Origin of the sequence: Streptomyces sp. D2-8, assembly GCF_023184515.1 — a bacterium.
Lineage (GTDB): Bacteria > Actinomycetota > Actinomycetes > Streptomycetales > Streptomycetaceae > Streptomyces.
The window spans coordinates 213,126-227,180 of the sequence record NZ_JAAHBP010000005.1 but is presented as its reverse complement, the minus strand read 5'-3'; the positions used below and the strand labels follow the sequence as shown (position 1 = coordinate 227,180).

At 71.1% G+C, this 14,055-nt stretch carries 13 protein-coding genes, 1 tRNA gene and 1 pseudogene; 7 read left to right on the top strand and 8 right to left on the bottom strand.

What is annotated here, in order from left to right; translation table 11 throughout:
• Nucleotides 1-21: 21 nt before the first annotated feature.
• The 3 genes from G3I77_RS12930 to G3I77_RS12920 all read right to left on the bottom strand — a co-directional run bounded on the left by G3I77_RS12930 (nucleotide 22) and on the right by G3I77_RS12920 (nucleotide 1,956).
• Entirely contained in the window at nucleotides 22-402 is a 381-nt protein-coding gene (locus G3I77_RS12930) for a hypothetical protein (RefSeq protein ID WP_248503270.1), read from the bottom strand.
• Between the two features lie 208 nt (nucleotides 403-610).
• The gene (locus G3I77_RS12925; protein WP_248503268.1) at nucleotides 611-1,672 is read right to left on the bottom strand and encodes a hypothetical protein; all 1,062 of its coding nucleotides are present in this window, start codon (nucleotides 1,670-1,672) and stop codon (nucleotides 611-613) included.
• A complete protein-coding gene (locus tag G3I77_RS12920) occupies nucleotides 1,669-1,956 on the bottom strand; it encodes a PadR family transcriptional regulator (protein ID WP_248503266.1) in 288 nt (95 codons plus the stop codon). The genes G3I77_RS12925 and G3I77_RS12920 overlap by 4 nt, the downstream gene beginning before the upstream one ends.
• 490 nt (nucleotides 1,957-2,446) lie before the next feature.
• On the opposite strand from G3I77_RS12920, the gene G3I77_RS12915 reads away from it, so the two are divergent.
• Together G3I77_RS12915 and G3I77_RS12910 are read left to right on the top strand one after the other, a co-directional pair.
• On the top strand, nucleotides 2,447-2,827 hold the full coding sequence (locus G3I77_RS12915; protein WP_248503264.1) for a hypothetical protein: 381 nt from the start codon (nucleotides 2,447-2,449) through the stop codon (nucleotides 2,825-2,827).
• Nucleotides 2,828-3,005: 178 nt separating this feature from the next.
• Nucleotides 3,006-3,176 (top strand): annotated as a pseudogene (locus tag G3I77_RS12910) (UTRA domain-containing protein); the annotation flags it as partial.
• 330 nt (nucleotides 3,177-3,506) lie between these two features.
• On the opposite strand, the gene G3I77_RS12905 reads toward G3I77_RS12910, so the two are convergent.
• Together G3I77_RS12905 and G3I77_RS12900 are read right to left on the bottom strand one after the other, a co-directional pair.
• Nucleotides 3,507-3,593: transfer RNA gene (locus G3I77_RS12905), tRNA-Ser, on the bottom strand.
• A 63-nt stretch (nucleotides 3,594-3,656) separates the two neighbouring features.
• Complete coding sequence (locus G3I77_RS12900; protein WP_248503263.1) at nucleotides 3,657-5,084, bottom strand: S1C family serine protease; 1,428 nt, start codon at nucleotides 5,082-5,084, stop codon at nucleotides 3,657-3,659.
• 287 nt (nucleotides 5,085-5,371) lie between these two features.
• Here G3I77_RS12900 and G3I77_RS12895 point away from each other — a divergent pair, with 287 nt between their 5' ends.
• The 3 genes from G3I77_RS12895 (at nucleotide 5,372) to G3I77_RS12885 (ending at nucleotide 8,100) form a co-directional block, all read left to right on the top strand.
• The gene (locus G3I77_RS12895; protein ID WP_248503262.1) at nucleotides 5,372-6,199 is read left to right on the top strand and encodes a glycerophosphodiester phosphodiesterase; all 828 of its coding nucleotides are present in this window, start codon (nucleotides 5,372-5,374) and stop codon (nucleotides 6,197-6,199) included.
• Nucleotides 6,200-6,362: 163 nt separating this feature from the next.
• Complete coding sequence (locus tag G3I77_RS12890; RefSeq protein WP_248503261.1) at nucleotides 6,363-7,001, top strand: ATP-binding protein; 639 nt, start codon at nucleotides 6,363-6,365, stop codon at nucleotides 6,999-7,001.
• A gap of 109 nt (nucleotides 7,002-7,110) precedes the next feature.
• Nucleotides 7,111-8,100 carry a DUF5926 family protein gene (locus tag G3I77_RS12885; protein ID WP_248503260.1) on the top strand — a complete coding sequence of 330 codons (990 nt, stop codon included), beginning with the start codon at nucleotides 7,111-7,113 and terminating at the stop codon, nucleotides 8,098-8,100.
• A gap of 230 nt (nucleotides 8,101-8,330) precedes the next feature.
• On the opposite strand, the gene G3I77_RS12880 is transcribed toward G3I77_RS12885, so the two are convergent.
• A complete protein-coding gene (locus G3I77_RS12880) occupies nucleotides 8,331-8,954 on the bottom strand; it encodes a hypothetical protein (protein WP_248503259.1) in 624 nt (207 codons plus the stop codon).
• A 55-nt stretch (nucleotides 8,955-9,009) separates the two neighbouring features.
• The gene (locus G3I77_RS12875; protein ID WP_248503257.1) at nucleotides 9,010-9,672 is read right to left on the bottom strand and encodes a bifunctional DNA primase/polymerase; all 663 of its coding nucleotides are present in this window, start codon (nucleotides 9,670-9,672) and stop codon (nucleotides 9,010-9,012) included.
• A 503-nt stretch (nucleotides 9,673-10,175) separates the two neighbouring features.
• On the opposite strand from G3I77_RS12875, the gene G3I77_RS12870 reads away from it, so the two are divergent.
• Both G3I77_RS12870 and G3I77_RS12865 read left to right on the top strand, forming a co-directional pair.
• A complete protein-coding gene (locus G3I77_RS12870) occupies nucleotides 10,176-11,690 on the top strand; it encodes a PP2C family protein-serine/threonine phosphatase (protein WP_248503255.1) in 1,515 nt (504 codons plus the stop codon).
• Between the two features lie 76 nt (nucleotides 11,691-11,766).
• Nucleotides 11,767-13,230, top strand: a complete 1,464-nt coding sequence (locus G3I77_RS12865) for an aminopeptidase P family protein (RefSeq protein WP_248503252.1) — start codon at nucleotides 11,767-11,769, stop codon at nucleotides 13,228-13,230.
• On the opposite strand, the gene G3I77_RS12860 is transcribed toward G3I77_RS12865, so the two are convergent.
• Nucleotides 13,220-14,050, bottom strand: a complete 831-nt coding sequence (locus G3I77_RS12860; protein WP_248503248.1) for a triphosphoribosyl-dephospho-CoA synthase — start codon at nucleotides 14,048-14,050, stop codon at nucleotides 13,220-13,222. The genes G3I77_RS12865 and G3I77_RS12860 overlap by 11 nt on opposite strands.
• Between the last annotated feature and the right edge of the window lie 5 nt (nucleotides 14,051-14,055).

The following is a 14,055-nucleotide window of genomic DNA, read 5'->3' as shown; positions in this document are numbered from 1 at the left end:
ACGCCCTGGTGATCGTAGTGCTCACTCCGTGCCCGGCCGGGCGCTCAGCTCCAGGACGAGGTGATAGCCGCCGGCCAGGTCGATGCCGGTCCGCTCGCGGAGCAGCTTGACCGCGGCGATCTGCTGACCGTCGTCGAGCAGAGCGGTCAGCTCGACGACCAGCGGAGCATCGAGCCGGCGCAGGGCGTCCAGCGCCTGGCCGCTGCTGGTGGGCAGCACCTGCCCATCGACCAGCAGCTCCAGAGCCTCCCGGGCCGGGCCCCGCTTCAGCCAGGAGCCCCTGCGCAACCTCCGGACGGCCTTGCCCGTGCGACCGTCCACGGCCAGCGCCCTCGCCTCCTCCTGGGCTTCCTGCCCGACGGGGGTGATGAGCGCGGCCGTTCGCGCCTTGGCGTTCGTCATGACACTCCTGCGTCGTGGAATCTCACGGCTGAAGACGGTGAAGAGGCGGTTGCCGTTGCCCGACACAGAAAGGGCGCCAACGGACTGCCGCTTTCGAGTGCAGCGGCGTAGCAACGGCAGGTTCGACGTCCGCGTTCCGCCGAGTGCCCACGGATCCAAGGCCCCGGACCGCCTTCCGGGGCCTTGGGCACCCGCTGTACGGCAGCACTCACTCAGGGCCGGCGGAGGACCGGGCATGGTCCTTCCGGCCGTCGGCTGAAGACGCCCGCCACCACATGCGTGCCGCGTACCAGATCCAGTACGCGACCGCTGCCGCATAGAACCAGAACCACACGGACGAGGGCTGCGGGTCACGCAACTCGTCGGCGAAGAGCATCGCGAGGAGAAGCGCCACGGCGGTAACGCCGTACAGCCTGCGACGAGCCAGCCGCTGCTCCCTTCGCGGCCCCTCGGCCAGATTCATCGCGTACACCTCGGCGCGACCGAAGGCTTGCTCGGCGCTGTCGCCGGACGAAGCCAGATGCTGGCGTGCCTCCTGCACGTGAGCACGTGCTTCGACGGCAGGCATGGCGTGACGGCCACGCAACAGGCCCTCCACATGCGACAGCCAGCGCTCGTCGCTGCCTCGAAGCCCCGGAGTGAACCAGCGGTCGACTGTGGCGTCGGGGAGCATCACGGCAGCGACGGTCAAGGCGCCACCCGCAACTGCCAGTGCGGGGGTGGGGACATCGAAGAGTCGCTCTTCTGACAGGACGCCGGCAGCAGCCATACCGGAGCCCACCGTAACGACAGCTCCTGCGGCGAAGCCCCATGTGCCGACGATCCGCCCCGCAGCCCGTGCCGCGAGGGCGACGGCTACCAGGACAGCCGCGAGAACGACTGCCGAGAATCCTGTGATCGACGACCAACTGGCCTGCTGCCAAGGCCCGTCGCGGTTCCACCGCAGAACGGAGACGACGAGCCCCACAACCCCGAGCGTCGCAAGGGACGAGGTGAGGCGCTCGCCCGGCGTCATTCCGCGAGAGTCGATCCGCGCGCGGTACTCCTCGCCGATCCGTTCTTCAGCGACGGATCGCGCGTACGCCGCAGGAGCGCCGAAGAGGTCGCGGGCCGTACGGCCCGTCTCGGTCACGGCGTCATGGGCCTCCGTCAGGATCCGGGAGGCAAGACCGGCGGGTGCCTGCTGGTCGAGCGCGAGGCGCAGTTCGACGGCCGCCGCCCACTGCTCGTCCTCCTCACGCGGCCAGCTGAGCTTCTCCGTGGTGGTCATGACTTTCCCCCTGCGCGGTCTTCGAGGAGCGAAGCGACGGTGCTGTTGAGGTCGTGCCAGGCGGTGCTGTCACGTCGCAGCCGCTCCCGCCCCTTATCGGTGATGCGGTAGTACTTTCGCCCGGGACCGCCCTCGCCGGCGCCCCACTCGATCTCCACTGCCCCTTCTTCCTCCAGCCGCGCGAGGGCGGGGTACAGGGTTGCGGGCTTCACACTCTCCAAGCCCGCCGCACTGAGGCGGCTCAGGAGTGCGTAGCCGTAGTTCTTCTCCTCCGCGTCCAGCACTCCGAGCAAGCAGAGTGGCAAGACCGCTCGCGCCCACGACGTGTTCACCGCCACCGAGATCGTTCCCCCTGGTGTTATGGATTCGCCAACTATTCGAGTATGCAGAATAGTTGAGTCTGTGTAAATGTCGTCCCCAGAGACGCCCCCCTCGGAACCCCTCCACGGGAAGGGGGTTGAAAGTGGGATACCAGGCAGTAGTGGTGCGGGCCAGGATGATCTCCGGGAGGGTGGGCACGATCTGCCGGCGCCCTCCGCATCGTCTCCAAAGGGCAACAGTCCTGGAGACCACGACCGCCTGACCAGCATCAAGGGGGGATTCTCTTGACCAATGCCAGCCTGATGTCGCGTTCCGTTCTGCGCCGTACTGCCATCGCCGTGGCCGGTCTCACCGCGACTGCGGTACTTGCCACCACGGGCACCGCCCATGCCGCGCCCTCCAGCCGCGCGGGCCTCCGCGCTTGTGTCGGCTGCGACGCAGACCGACACCCCGATGACCGACGAGCAGTTCTACGAGATCGCCGACGCCGAGATCGAGAAATACCTGACGCTGCTCGAAAAGGTGCCGGACGACGTTCTGGCCCAGGGCGGGGACGCGACGCTCGCATGGCTCGACGAGAACAGCGGACGGCGGGTCCAGGCCATGGGCTTGATCACGTGCACCGGTCTGATACTCGCGGCTGTCGGTGGCGCGTTGATCCCGGCCTCCAAGGTCGTCAAGGTGGCCAAGATCGTGAAGAAGTACGGCGTCAAGCGCGTCATCAATGCGATCAAGGGCGTTCGCAAGGGGAAGGGCAACACCCTCTCCCGGGACCTCAAGGACATCGCCCTCATCTTCCTGGGTGTGGACCAGATCAAGGAAGCCTGCACCTGACCTGCAAGAAGTGACAGCACCCTCCTGGCTCTGAGGATCTCCTCCAGGCCAGGGGGACTTGCGTCGGGCATGTCCAAGCTCTTGAGCCCGGTTCCCGACCCCGGTACACGGGATCGGCCAGCACCGCGCCCTGCCCGGCTTGGCGCTGCGGCGGGGCGCCTTGTTGTCGCTGGGCACTTACTTCCGCGAAGAGATCCGCTCACGCATGCCCACGAGGGATGAAGTGGCGCAGTTGAGCATCTCCGCAGGCACGCCCGTGATCCTCATCTGCCGCACCGCATTCGCGGACGAGGGCCGCCCCGTCGAGTTCAACGAGATGACGCTTGATGCCGCCTCGTACATCGCTGACCGCTGTGCGAAGGGCTTCCGAGTCACCCATGGTCCAGAGAGTAGGCGAAGCAATTCGGAGCGCCGTCATGCTGGCGACCTGTACAGCAGCGGAGTACCGCAACCACAGCAACCGTCTCCGTCGCTCAGCGGTTCTCCGGGACCGGGCAGTGACCGGTCTGCCGCTCATTGACCGATCCACATAGAGCTACGGATCAGAAGGTGGCCGTGCCCCAACCGTGCCCGATCGAGCGGGGAACCACGGGGAGCACCAGGCAGTCACAGTAGCCGGACACGACAACGGCCCCCGACCGAACATCCAGGTCAGGGGCCGTTCTCACTGCTCATCGCGCGGAGGCGGTGGGATTTGAACCCACGGTGACATCGCTGCCACGACGGTTTTCAAGACCGTTCCCTTCGGCCGCTCGGGCACGCCTCCCCGCGCCGGCCGTGATCGGCGGCGCGGGGACAAGGGTAACGGGTCGGTGCGGGCGGGTGGGGGTCAGTTGTCGCCGACGCGGGAGCCGAGCGTGACGTCGACCGTGCGCTGCTTGCCGCCGCGCTCGTAGGTGATCGTGACCTTGTCGCCGGGCTGGTGGGTCCAGATCTCGCCGATCAGGGTGGGGCCGGAGTCGATCACCCGGTCGTCGAGCTTGATGATGACGTCGCCCGGCTTGAGGCCCGCCTTGGCGGCCGGGCCGCCCGGCTCGACCGGTGCCGCGCCGCCCGCGCCCTGGTCGGTGATCTGCGCGCCGTCGGAGCTGTCGTCCAGCGAGACGGACGCGCCGATCTTCGCGTACACCGGCTTGCCGTTCTTGATCAGCTCCTGGGCGACGTACTTGGCCTGGTTGATCGGGATGGCGAAGCCCAGGCCGATCGAGCCCGACTGTCCGGTGCCGAAGCCGCCGTTGCCGGTGGACTGGATCGCGGAGTTGATGCCGATGACATTGCCCTGCGCGTCCAGCAGCGGACCGCCGGAGTTGCCCGGGTTGATCGAGGCGTCGGTCTGCAGGGCGCTCATGTACGACGCCTGGCTGCCGCTGCCGTCGCTGGAGGCCACCGGGCGGTTCTTGGCGCTGATGATGCCCGTCGTCACCGTGTCGGACAGACCGAACGGGGCGCCGATCGCGATGGTCGCGTCGCCGACGGCCACCTTGTCCGAGTCGCCGAGGGTGAGCGGCTTCAGGTCGGAGGGGGCGTCCTTGAGCTTGATGACCGCCACGTCGTAGCCCTGCGCGTGACCGACCACCTCGGCGTCGTACTTCTTGCCGCTCGGGAAGGTCGCCGTGAGATTGCCGCCGTCCACCGCGCCCGCCACCACGTGGTTGTTGGTGACGATGTGGCCCTGCTTGTCGAAGACGAAGCCCGTGCCGGTGCCGCCCTCGCCGCTGTTGCTCTCGGCCTCGATCGTGACCGTGCTCGGCAGCGCCTTGGCGGCGACGCCCGCGGTCGTGCCCGGGTCGCGCTTGACGTCACCGCCACTCGCGGAGGCCGAGACCGTCGTCGAACCGGTGCTCTCGTCGTTGCCCTTCGCCAGCACGTACCCGAGCCCGCCGCCCGCGCCGCCCGCGACCAGCGCGGCCACCAGGACCGCGGCGACCAGACCACCGCGCCCGCGGCCGGACTTCGGCGCCGACTGCTGGTACGACGAACCCCAGCCGCCCGAGCCGGACCCGGAACCGCCGTCGCCGTACGGGGCGCTCGGCGGCGGGGGCGGGGGCCAGGACGGGTCGGGGGCGGAAGAGGAGACGCCGGGGTGACCGGCGTCACCGGAGGCGCCCTGCCCGTGCGGGGCCTGGCCCTGGGCGTCCGGCCCGTACGACCCCTGGGGGGCCTGTGCCTGGGGCGCCGGAGCAGCGGGAGCGTCCACCGGCACGGGGGGTGCGGACGGGGCGGGGGGTACCGCGGTGCCCTCGTTCTCGGTGCTCACAGCTTCTCTCCTAGATCCACGGCTGTCTTCCGGGTCGCACTCGGTCACGCTTTTCCCGCCGTTCGACGGGTCCGGCGCGATACAGCTGCGCTTGTCCCTTTGTATGCCGTCAGCTTTTCCCACAGGCCGTCAGAGCACCATAAGCGGTGGCTGTGCGTCCGAGGCCATTCTTTATATAGGTCATTACCGGCGAAAAGGATGCAATCCCTATGCCTCCGTCCGGACCCGTGTATCCGTCGAGTCCGTCCGACCGGACGCGTACCCGCACTCGGTGGCACCATGACGCGGTGACCCACGCACGGCAGCATGTGATTCAAGTCGTCGCCCACCGCGGAGCCTCCGAGGACGCCCCGGAACACACCCTGGCCGCGTACACCAAGGCGATCGAGGACGGCGCGGACGCCCTCGAATGCGATGTGCGCCTCACCGCCGACGGCCACCTGGTGTGCGTACACGACCGCCGGATCAACCGTACGTCCAACGGCCGCGGAGCGGTCTCCGCGCTGGAGCTCGCCGACCTCGCCGCCCTGGACTTCGGCTCCTGGAAGACGGGCGAGGCCTGGAGGGGCCGCGACGAGGAGCCCGACTGGGAGCACCGCCCGGAGGACCGCGAGGCGACCTCCGTCCTCACGCTGGAGCGGCTGCTGGAACTCGTCGCCGACGCCGGGCGCCGCGTGGAACTGGCCATCGAGACCAAGCACCCCACGCGCTGGGCGGGCCAGGTCGAGGACCGGCTGCTGGCCCTGCTGAAGCGCTTCGGCCTCGACGCCCCGGCCTCCGCGCAGGAGTCACAGGTGCGGGTCATGAGCTTCTCGGCCCGCTCGCTGCACCGCGTGCGTGCCGCCTCCCCTTCCCTTCCGACGGTCCATCTGACGCAGTTCCCCTCACCCCGGCTGCGTGACGGACGGCTGCCCCCGGGCGTGTGGATCGCGGGCCCCTCCATCCGGATCGTGCGCAACCACCCCGCGTACATCGAGCGCCTGAAGCAGGCCGGCCACCAGGTGCACGTGTGGACCGTGAACGAGCCCGAGGACGTGGACCGCTGCGTCGGGCTGGGCGTGGACGCCATCATCACCAACCGCCCGCGTGCGGTGCTGGACCAGCTCGGCCGCTGACGACCGGGACCGCCAACCTCTCAAGTCCCACCAGACCCACGCACACCTCTTGACCCCACGCCTTGACGGGCGGGATCCTCCCATCTCGGCCACACCGATGATTTCCAGCCATGTGATGACCGGGAGTGCTCCGGCGCGTTCGGTCCGTAGTCGGTCGTGTTGAATGCGTCACCGGACGTGGATTGGCCGGTTTCCGGTACAGGCCAATGGGGCATCCACACCGTGGCGTGGGGCGAAGGAGGTCTCGGGGGTGGCGTTGGTGGTGGCACAGGAGGTGCCCACGTCGTCGAGCATGGCCGTGCCCCATGGCCCTGCGGGCGTGGGGGAAGCGCGACACCGGATGCGTGCGCAGTTGCGCAGAGGTGGCGTGGCGGAATCGGTCATCGACGACGCCGTACTGATCCTTTCCGAACTCTTGAGCAACGCGTGCAAGCACGGTAGACCCCTGGGCGACGCGCTGGCCGGTGACGGTGACGTCCGTGCCGCGTGGCGCGTGGAGCCGGCCGGCCGGCTCGTCGTCGAGGTCACGGACGGCGGCGGCCCGACCCGCCCCGCCCCCGCGACCCCGTCGGTCACGGCGCACGGCGGCCGCGGGCTGAACATCATCACCGCCCTCGCCGACGACTGGGGCGTACGGGACGACATCCGCGGCGAGGTCACGGTGTGGGTCATCGTCCACGACGACGTCCACGACCCGGACGCGGGCCACCGCCGCGACGACTTCGCGACACGCGTCACCGCCCCCGCGGTCTCCCAGATGGCCGGACTGGACTTCGCGGACGCCTTCGACGACATGGACTGAGCGCGTACGCCACGCTGGACCGGGTGTTGTCCACAGGACCCCGTAACCCGGGGCACGAGCGGCTAGGCTCGCGAGCGTACGAGCCGAGCCGTAACCGGGAGATCCATCGATGGCCAAGAAGCGACCCCAGACGAAGGCCAAGCGCCCGCAGACCACGGGCGGGGCCCGCACCGCAGGCGCCGATGGAGACGTTCCGGTCGTCGGCGCTCGCGAGCCCTGCCCCTGCGGCAGCGGCCGCCGCTACAAGGCCTGTCACGGCCGGGCCGCCTCCCACGCCGCGACCGAGCTGGTGCACCGCCCCTTCGAGGGCCTGCCCGGCGAGTGCGACTGGGTCGCCCTGCGCGAGCTGGTCCCGGCGGCCACCGTCGGGCTGACGCTCAAGGACGGCCTGCCCAAGGGTGTCCCCGCGGTCACGCTGGCCACGGTGCTTCCCATGGCCTGGCCGGCTCTGCGCCGCGACGACGGCTCGGTTCTGATCGGCCTGCAGAACGACACCTCGTCCGGCGACATCAGCCGCGACCTCGCCGACACCCTCCAGCGCGCCCTGGAAGCCCAGCCCGGCACGCCCGTCCAGGGCCGCCGCGCCCCGGCCGACAGCCCGCGGCTGCAGGATCTGCTCGACCCCGAGGGCGCGTTCGAGCCAGAAGTGCACAGCGGCTTCGAATTCTGGGTGCCGGACCCGGAGAACGCCACGCCCGAGGTGACCGCCTCCCTGGAGCGGGCCAACGCCGCGGCCATCCCGACCGTCAAGCTCCAGGGCGTGGACGCCGCGTACTGGTGCGAGACGCCGGAGAAGAACCATCTGCGGTGGGTCATGCCGCACGCCGAGGAACTGCTTCTGGACGCCCTCGCGCGGCTGCACGCCGCGGGCCGCGCCGGCCTCGGCGAGGGCACCCGCCTGGTCGGCTCCTTCCGCGCTCACGGGCTCACGGTGCCGGTGTGGGACCTGCCGAGCGGGGTCACCGCCGAGGACGTGGAGAAGCCGGCGGCGGAGTTCGCCGAGCGTCTCGCCACCGCCCTGGCGACGGACGCGCCGCTCACCGCGGACGAGCGCCGCGCCCGCGGCGGCCTCACCAACCGGCAGGTCACGCTCAGCTGACGCCCGCCGCGACGACACGGCCGGCCGGCCCGGCCGGCCGTGTCGTCATGCCCTCGCCGGATCACAACTCCCGGCGGGGACAAGCCAGTCGGTGACTGGAAAGGCGAGTTCGAATTTGCGAACCGCCGATCTCTTGTTACCGTTCCTGTAGCCCGGTTGCTGGTGCATCCCCCGTCGCCAGCAACCGGGTCTTTGCGTCTCCGCTTCCGTTCACGGAACGCAGCCGCTCCTCAACTGCCCGTTCGCACAGGTGAGTTGCTTCCCGAGCGCAACAGCAGCGGCCCCCGCCCGCCCCGCTCGGCGAACTCCGCGACAGCCGTGTACGCCGCCGGATTCCCGCGCGCGGGCTCCCGGGGCGTCTCGCACGTCCCCGGCTCGTCCTCCGCCCCCACGGCGCACGTCATCCGCACGCTCCGGTCCTCAGGACCCATCAGGCTCAGTACGGCGTCCAGCGCCTCGCCCGTCGCATTGCGGTAGTAGGTCCGCGCCCAGGTCTGCGCACCCTGCGTCACCACGCAGGTCTGCGCCTCGATGCCGTCGGGGGAGGACAGTTCGGGACCGCAGCGCACGGCGGTCGACAGGCCCTGGCCGAGCACGGGGAGGCCGGGAGGGGCGGAGGGCGCCCCGGGGGCCCTGTCGTCGGCGCGCGGGGAGGGACGCAGGGCACCGGATCCGGACGTGCGGACGCCGGCACCCACGGATCCCACAGCACCCACGGATCCCACGGACCCCACGGACCTCGCGGACGCCACCGCCAGCGGCAGTGCGATCGCGCACGCCGCCACGACGCCCGCGAGGGCGAGCAGTCTGGTCTTTCGGGAGTCCCGGGAGCGGCCCCGGGCGTGACGCCGCATGGTTCCGGAACTTAACGCGCCGGGGCGGGCGCCGGGCCCGGCGCGCCCGACGGCCCTACAACTCGGGCGCGCTCACACCCGTACGAGTGAGGGCCTCGACCACGGCGTCCACCACGGCCTCGACATCGGGCACCCACGGCGAGGCCGAGCCGGGCAGCGGCGCGCGCTCCCAGCGGATCTCGCCCTGGCCCGTCTCGGACGGGGGCAGGGCCAGGTAGCCGCCCTCACCGTGGAAGCGGAGGGAGCCGGGCACGAAGTCCTTGGCGTAGAGCAGTTCGCCGAGCTGCTCCATGGAGTACGGCTTGACGAGGATCGCCCAGCGGGCGGAGGAGGCGACGACCGGGCCGAGCCGCATGCCCATCAGGTCGAGCGCCTTGAGGGCACGGGCGGCCGGCAGGGCCGGCAGGGACACCGCGCAGGGGGCGTGGCCGCCGGTCGCCAGGACGATCGGCGCCGTCGGCCGGTTGCCCCACCACCAGCGCACCATGCGTCCGTCGGTGGTGGCCGCGAGGAGGCCGGGGTCGAAGGGGTGCGCGCCGGGCACCGTGCAGTCGGGGTCGGGGCAGCTGCAGCGGGAGTGCCCCTGCGGGTCCGCCGCCACGCCCGGGAGTACGGGCCACTGCCATTCCGTCGCGTAGGTCAGGGCCGCGCCGATCAGTTCAGGCCCGTCGCTGCGCTGGGACAAGAGCCTGCGTCGCCTTCCGAGGATCTCGCGCATGTGCGCTCGTTCCTTTCCGTTGCACGCCTGGCAACACCGTGGTCCACGTCACATCATGTGTCGATCACTTCACTGTGCGTACCTGTTGGCGCATCACACCCCTGCCTGAAGCAAGGGGAACCCCTATGGGTCGAGCTTTGGGCTGCCTCCGCGACCGCCCGCCCATACTGCGTCTGTCGAAAGCACGGGCCTGGCGTAGGGGTGGCGAAGTATGGCGTTTGCCGTCGCGCGTATTTCTCTCCGCCTCCGCCACGGGAGGATGGGGCACGGTCGTCGGTGGATAGGACGCCCGGTTCCGTCACCAGGTTCCGGGTGGTTCCCAACCACCCCTGGCCTTCATCGAGTACGTACCCATCACGACCGTTGTGACGCTCCGTCGAGCAAGCCCAGTCGACCGCAATAAGCCGTCCCCTGAGGCAGTTTTAAGCCAACTTTGCATTTCCGCAAGAGGAAGGGGAGCTGTTCTCCCGGACCTCACGGACACCAGGAATCCCGGCAGGACAATGCTGGACATCTCCTCACGAGTGCGTGTACATGTGGAGACACTGCTAGCGACGCAGAATGACATGGGGGTTTGCGATGCTTTTGAGCAGTACGTACCGGTTGGAAGGCCGGACGCCATGAACGCTCCGCACCCTCCGAAAGTGGCTGGAATCGATTCAACGGTTCCGGCTCCCGCACACACTGTCGCGCCCGTCGCGGCGGGTTCGTCCCCGGCCGTCCCCGCAAACCTCCCGGCCCCTCCCGGCACGGTGCTCCAGGACCGTCTCGCCGGCTGGGTCTCCGACCTCACCACCCTGCACGAACTCACCGAACGCCTGGCCCGCACGGCCACGCTCGACGAGGCACTCCAGGAACTGCTGCGGGCCGGCGCCGCCCTGGTGGGCGCCCGGCGCGGCCTCGTCGTCCTCGAACCCGGCGACGGACTAGGCCCGGACACCACCATCGGACTGGGCCTCGCCCGCGCCGATCTCGGCCACATCGAGACGGTGCCGCGCAGCGCCCTGTCCTACGGCCGGATCCTCGACGGGCTGCCAGGCGGCGAGGGCGGCATCGCCGAACCCGACCTGCTGGCCGCGGAGGGGCTCGACCCCCGCCACCGCGAGGTCGCGGCCCGCCTCGGCTACGCCGCGAGCTACGCCCTCCCCCTGACCACCGACACCGCCGGCCGCCTCGGCGCCGCCGTCTGGCTCTACGACGAGCCCGCCGAACCGGGCGAGCGGCAGTGCCACCTCGCCGGCCTCTACGCGGGGTACGCCACCGAGCACCTCGCCCGCCTCCTCGAACTGGAACGCACGCGCACGTCCATGGCCACCATGTCGGACGAACTGCTGCCCGCGCGGCTGCCCCGGGTCGCCGGCGTCCAGATCGCCGCCCGGCACCGCACGGGCCCGCGCGGCGGCGGCGACTGGTACGACGCGCTGCCGCTGCCCGACGCCGCCCTCGGCCTCGCCGTCGGGTCCGTCACCGGCTCGGGCCCGAGCGCGGTCGCCGCCATGGGGCGGCTGCGGGCGTCGCTGCGCGCGTACGCCGTGATGGAGGGGGAGGACCCGGTCGCCGTCCTGTCCGACCTGGAGCTGCTGCTGCGGCTGACCGAACCGGCCCGCTCGGCCACGGCCCTCTTCGGCTACTGCGAACCGGCCGCGCGCAAGATCACGCTGGCCGGTGCCGGGCACAGCCCGCCGCTGCTGATCGGACAGCGCCGCACCCAGTTCGTGGAGACGTCCGTCTCCGCTCCGCTCGGCATGCTCGCCTGCTGGGAGGCGCCCAGCGTGGAGATCCTCGCCGAACCCGGAGAGACGGTTCTGCTCTACACGGACGGGCTGCTGCACCGCACCGGCGAGGCCACCGACCGCGCCTTCGCCCGGCTGCACGCGGCGGCGGCCGCCGTGCCCCGGGCCCTGCGCGACGACCCCGGCGCGATCGCCGACCACGTCCTGCGGAGCGTGCTGCCGGACGGGCTGGACGCGGCGGAGGGTGCGGAGGACGTCGTCCTGCTGGCGGTCCGCTTCGAGTAACGCTCCTCGTCATCGCCCTGGGGCCGCTTCCGCGCCGCCGTACAGTGGACGGTGGTCCAGTGCCGTATCGAGGAGGATGACCGTGGCGGAGGAGCTCATCCCGGAGACCCCGGACGAGAGCGAAGAGCCGATCAAGCAGCGGAAGAACGGACTGTACCCGGGCGTGTCCGACGAGCTTGCCGAGAACATGAAGAGCGGCTGGGCCGACACCGAGCTGCGCGACCTCGAGCCCATCCCACAGGCCGTCGAGACCGCCGCCCGCCGGGCCGCGCTCTCCGCGCGCTTCCCGGGCGAGCGTCTGGTGATCCCCGCGGGCAACCTGAAGACCCGCTCGAACGACACCGAGTACGCCTTCCGCGCCTCCGTCGAGTACGCCTACCTCACCGGCAACCAGACAGAGGACGGCGTCCTGGTCCTCGAGCCCAAGGACGAGGGCCACGAGGCGACGATCTACCTCCTGCCGCGCTCCGACCGCGAGAACGGCGAGTTCTGGCTGGACGGCCAGGGCGAGCTGTGGGTCGGCCGCCGGCACTCCCTCACCGAGGCCGGGACGCTGTACGGCATCCCCGCCTCCGATGTGCGCGAGCTGGCCGGCGCCCTGCGCGAGGCCACCGGGCCGGTGCGGGTCGTGCGCGGGTACGACGCCGGCATCGAGGCGGCCCTGACCGACAAGGTCACCGCCGAGCGCGACGAGGAGCTGCGGGTCTTCCTCTCCGAGGCCCGCCTGGTCAAGGACGAGTTCGAGGTCGGCGAGCTGCAGAAGGCGGTCGACTCGACCGTGCGCGGCTTCGAGGACGTGGTGAAGGTCCTCGACAAGGCCGAGGCGACCTCCGAGCGGTACATCGAGGGCACGTTCTTCCTCCGCGCGCGCGTGGAGGGCAACGACGTCGGCTACGGCACGATCGCCGCGGCCGGGCCGCACGCCTGCACGCTGCACTGGGTGCGCAACGACGGGGCCGTGCGCTCGGGCGAGCTGCTGCTGCTCGACGCGGGTGTGGAGACGCACACGTACTACACGGCCGACGTGACGCGCACGCTGCCGATCAACGGGCGGTTCAGCGAGATCCAGCGCCAGATCTACGACGCCGTGTACGAGGCGCAGGAGGCCGGGATCGCCGCGGTGAAGCCGGGCGCGAAGTACCGCGACTTCCACGATGCGGCGCAGCGGGTCCTGACCGAGAGGCTCGTCGAGTGGGGGCTGGTCGAGGGGCCCGTGGAGCGCGTGCTGGAGCTGGGGCTGCAGCGGCGCTGGACGCTGCACGGGACCGGGCACATGCTCGGCATGGACGTCCATGACTGTGCGGCGGCGCGGGTCGAGGCGTACGTGGACGGTGTCCTCGAGCCGGGGATGTGCCTGACCGTGGAGCCCGGGCTGTACTTCCAGGCCGATGACCTGACGGTGCCGGAGGAGTACCGGGGCATCGGTGTGCGGATCGAGGACGACATCCTCGTGACGGACGACGGCAACCGGAATCTGAGTGCTGCGCTGCCGCGGCGTTCGGACGAGGTCGAGGCCTGGATGGCGTCCCTCAAGAGCTGAGGGCGTCCAGGAACAGGGCGCCTGCCAGCAGGGGTGCGCTGCCGCTGGGAGTCCAGCCTCGGTCGGTGAGGTTGGTGTCCAGGGCTGCCAGCGCCGCCGCACCGTACTCCGTTGCCGTGCCGCCCGCTTCCAGGACCCCGCGCGCCCCGGCCTGGACCTGCCGCAGGCCCATCGGGCCCGCCGTGTAGAGCAGTTCCGTGTCCTGGAGTGTGGACATCACCGTGAGCAGGGCGTCCAGACGGGCCCGGTACTCGGGGGCGCCCCGGGTGCGGGCTGTGGTGAGGGCGGTCAGGGCCCGGCGCACGTGGGGGAAGCCGGCTCTGGCCTCTCCTCTCGCGCCGGCCGCGCCGTAGCGGGCCGACATCGTGGAGCCGCGGGACGGGCGGCGCGGGGCGCGGCGGTCCGGGTGGGCGGCCAGTTGTTTCGCCAGGGCCGTGGTGTCGGCCGGCTCGGCTCCCGGGCGCAGGGCCGCCGCCGCCACGAGCAGGCCCAGCGTCCACAGGGCGCCCCGGTGGCCGCCGCCCGTCAGCGCCACCGTGTGTTCCGTGGAGCGGCCGATCGCGCCCAGGTCCGTCCGGAGGCGGGCACTGGGCTCGCCCGTGCGGCGGGCCGTGGCGGCCATCGCCGTGAGGCCGGGGAGCAAGGCCCTGGCCGACCAGCGCAGGGCGCTGTGGTCCCGGCGGGTGGCCCGGGCCGTCAGATCGCGCGGGTCGGGCAGACCCGGCTTGGGCGCCAGGGCCAGCTGGCCGACCAGTGCGTCGACGGCGGCCCGGGCGAGCTCCTCGTCCGCGCGGCCGTTCCCGTGCTGCGTTCCCGTCATGGGAC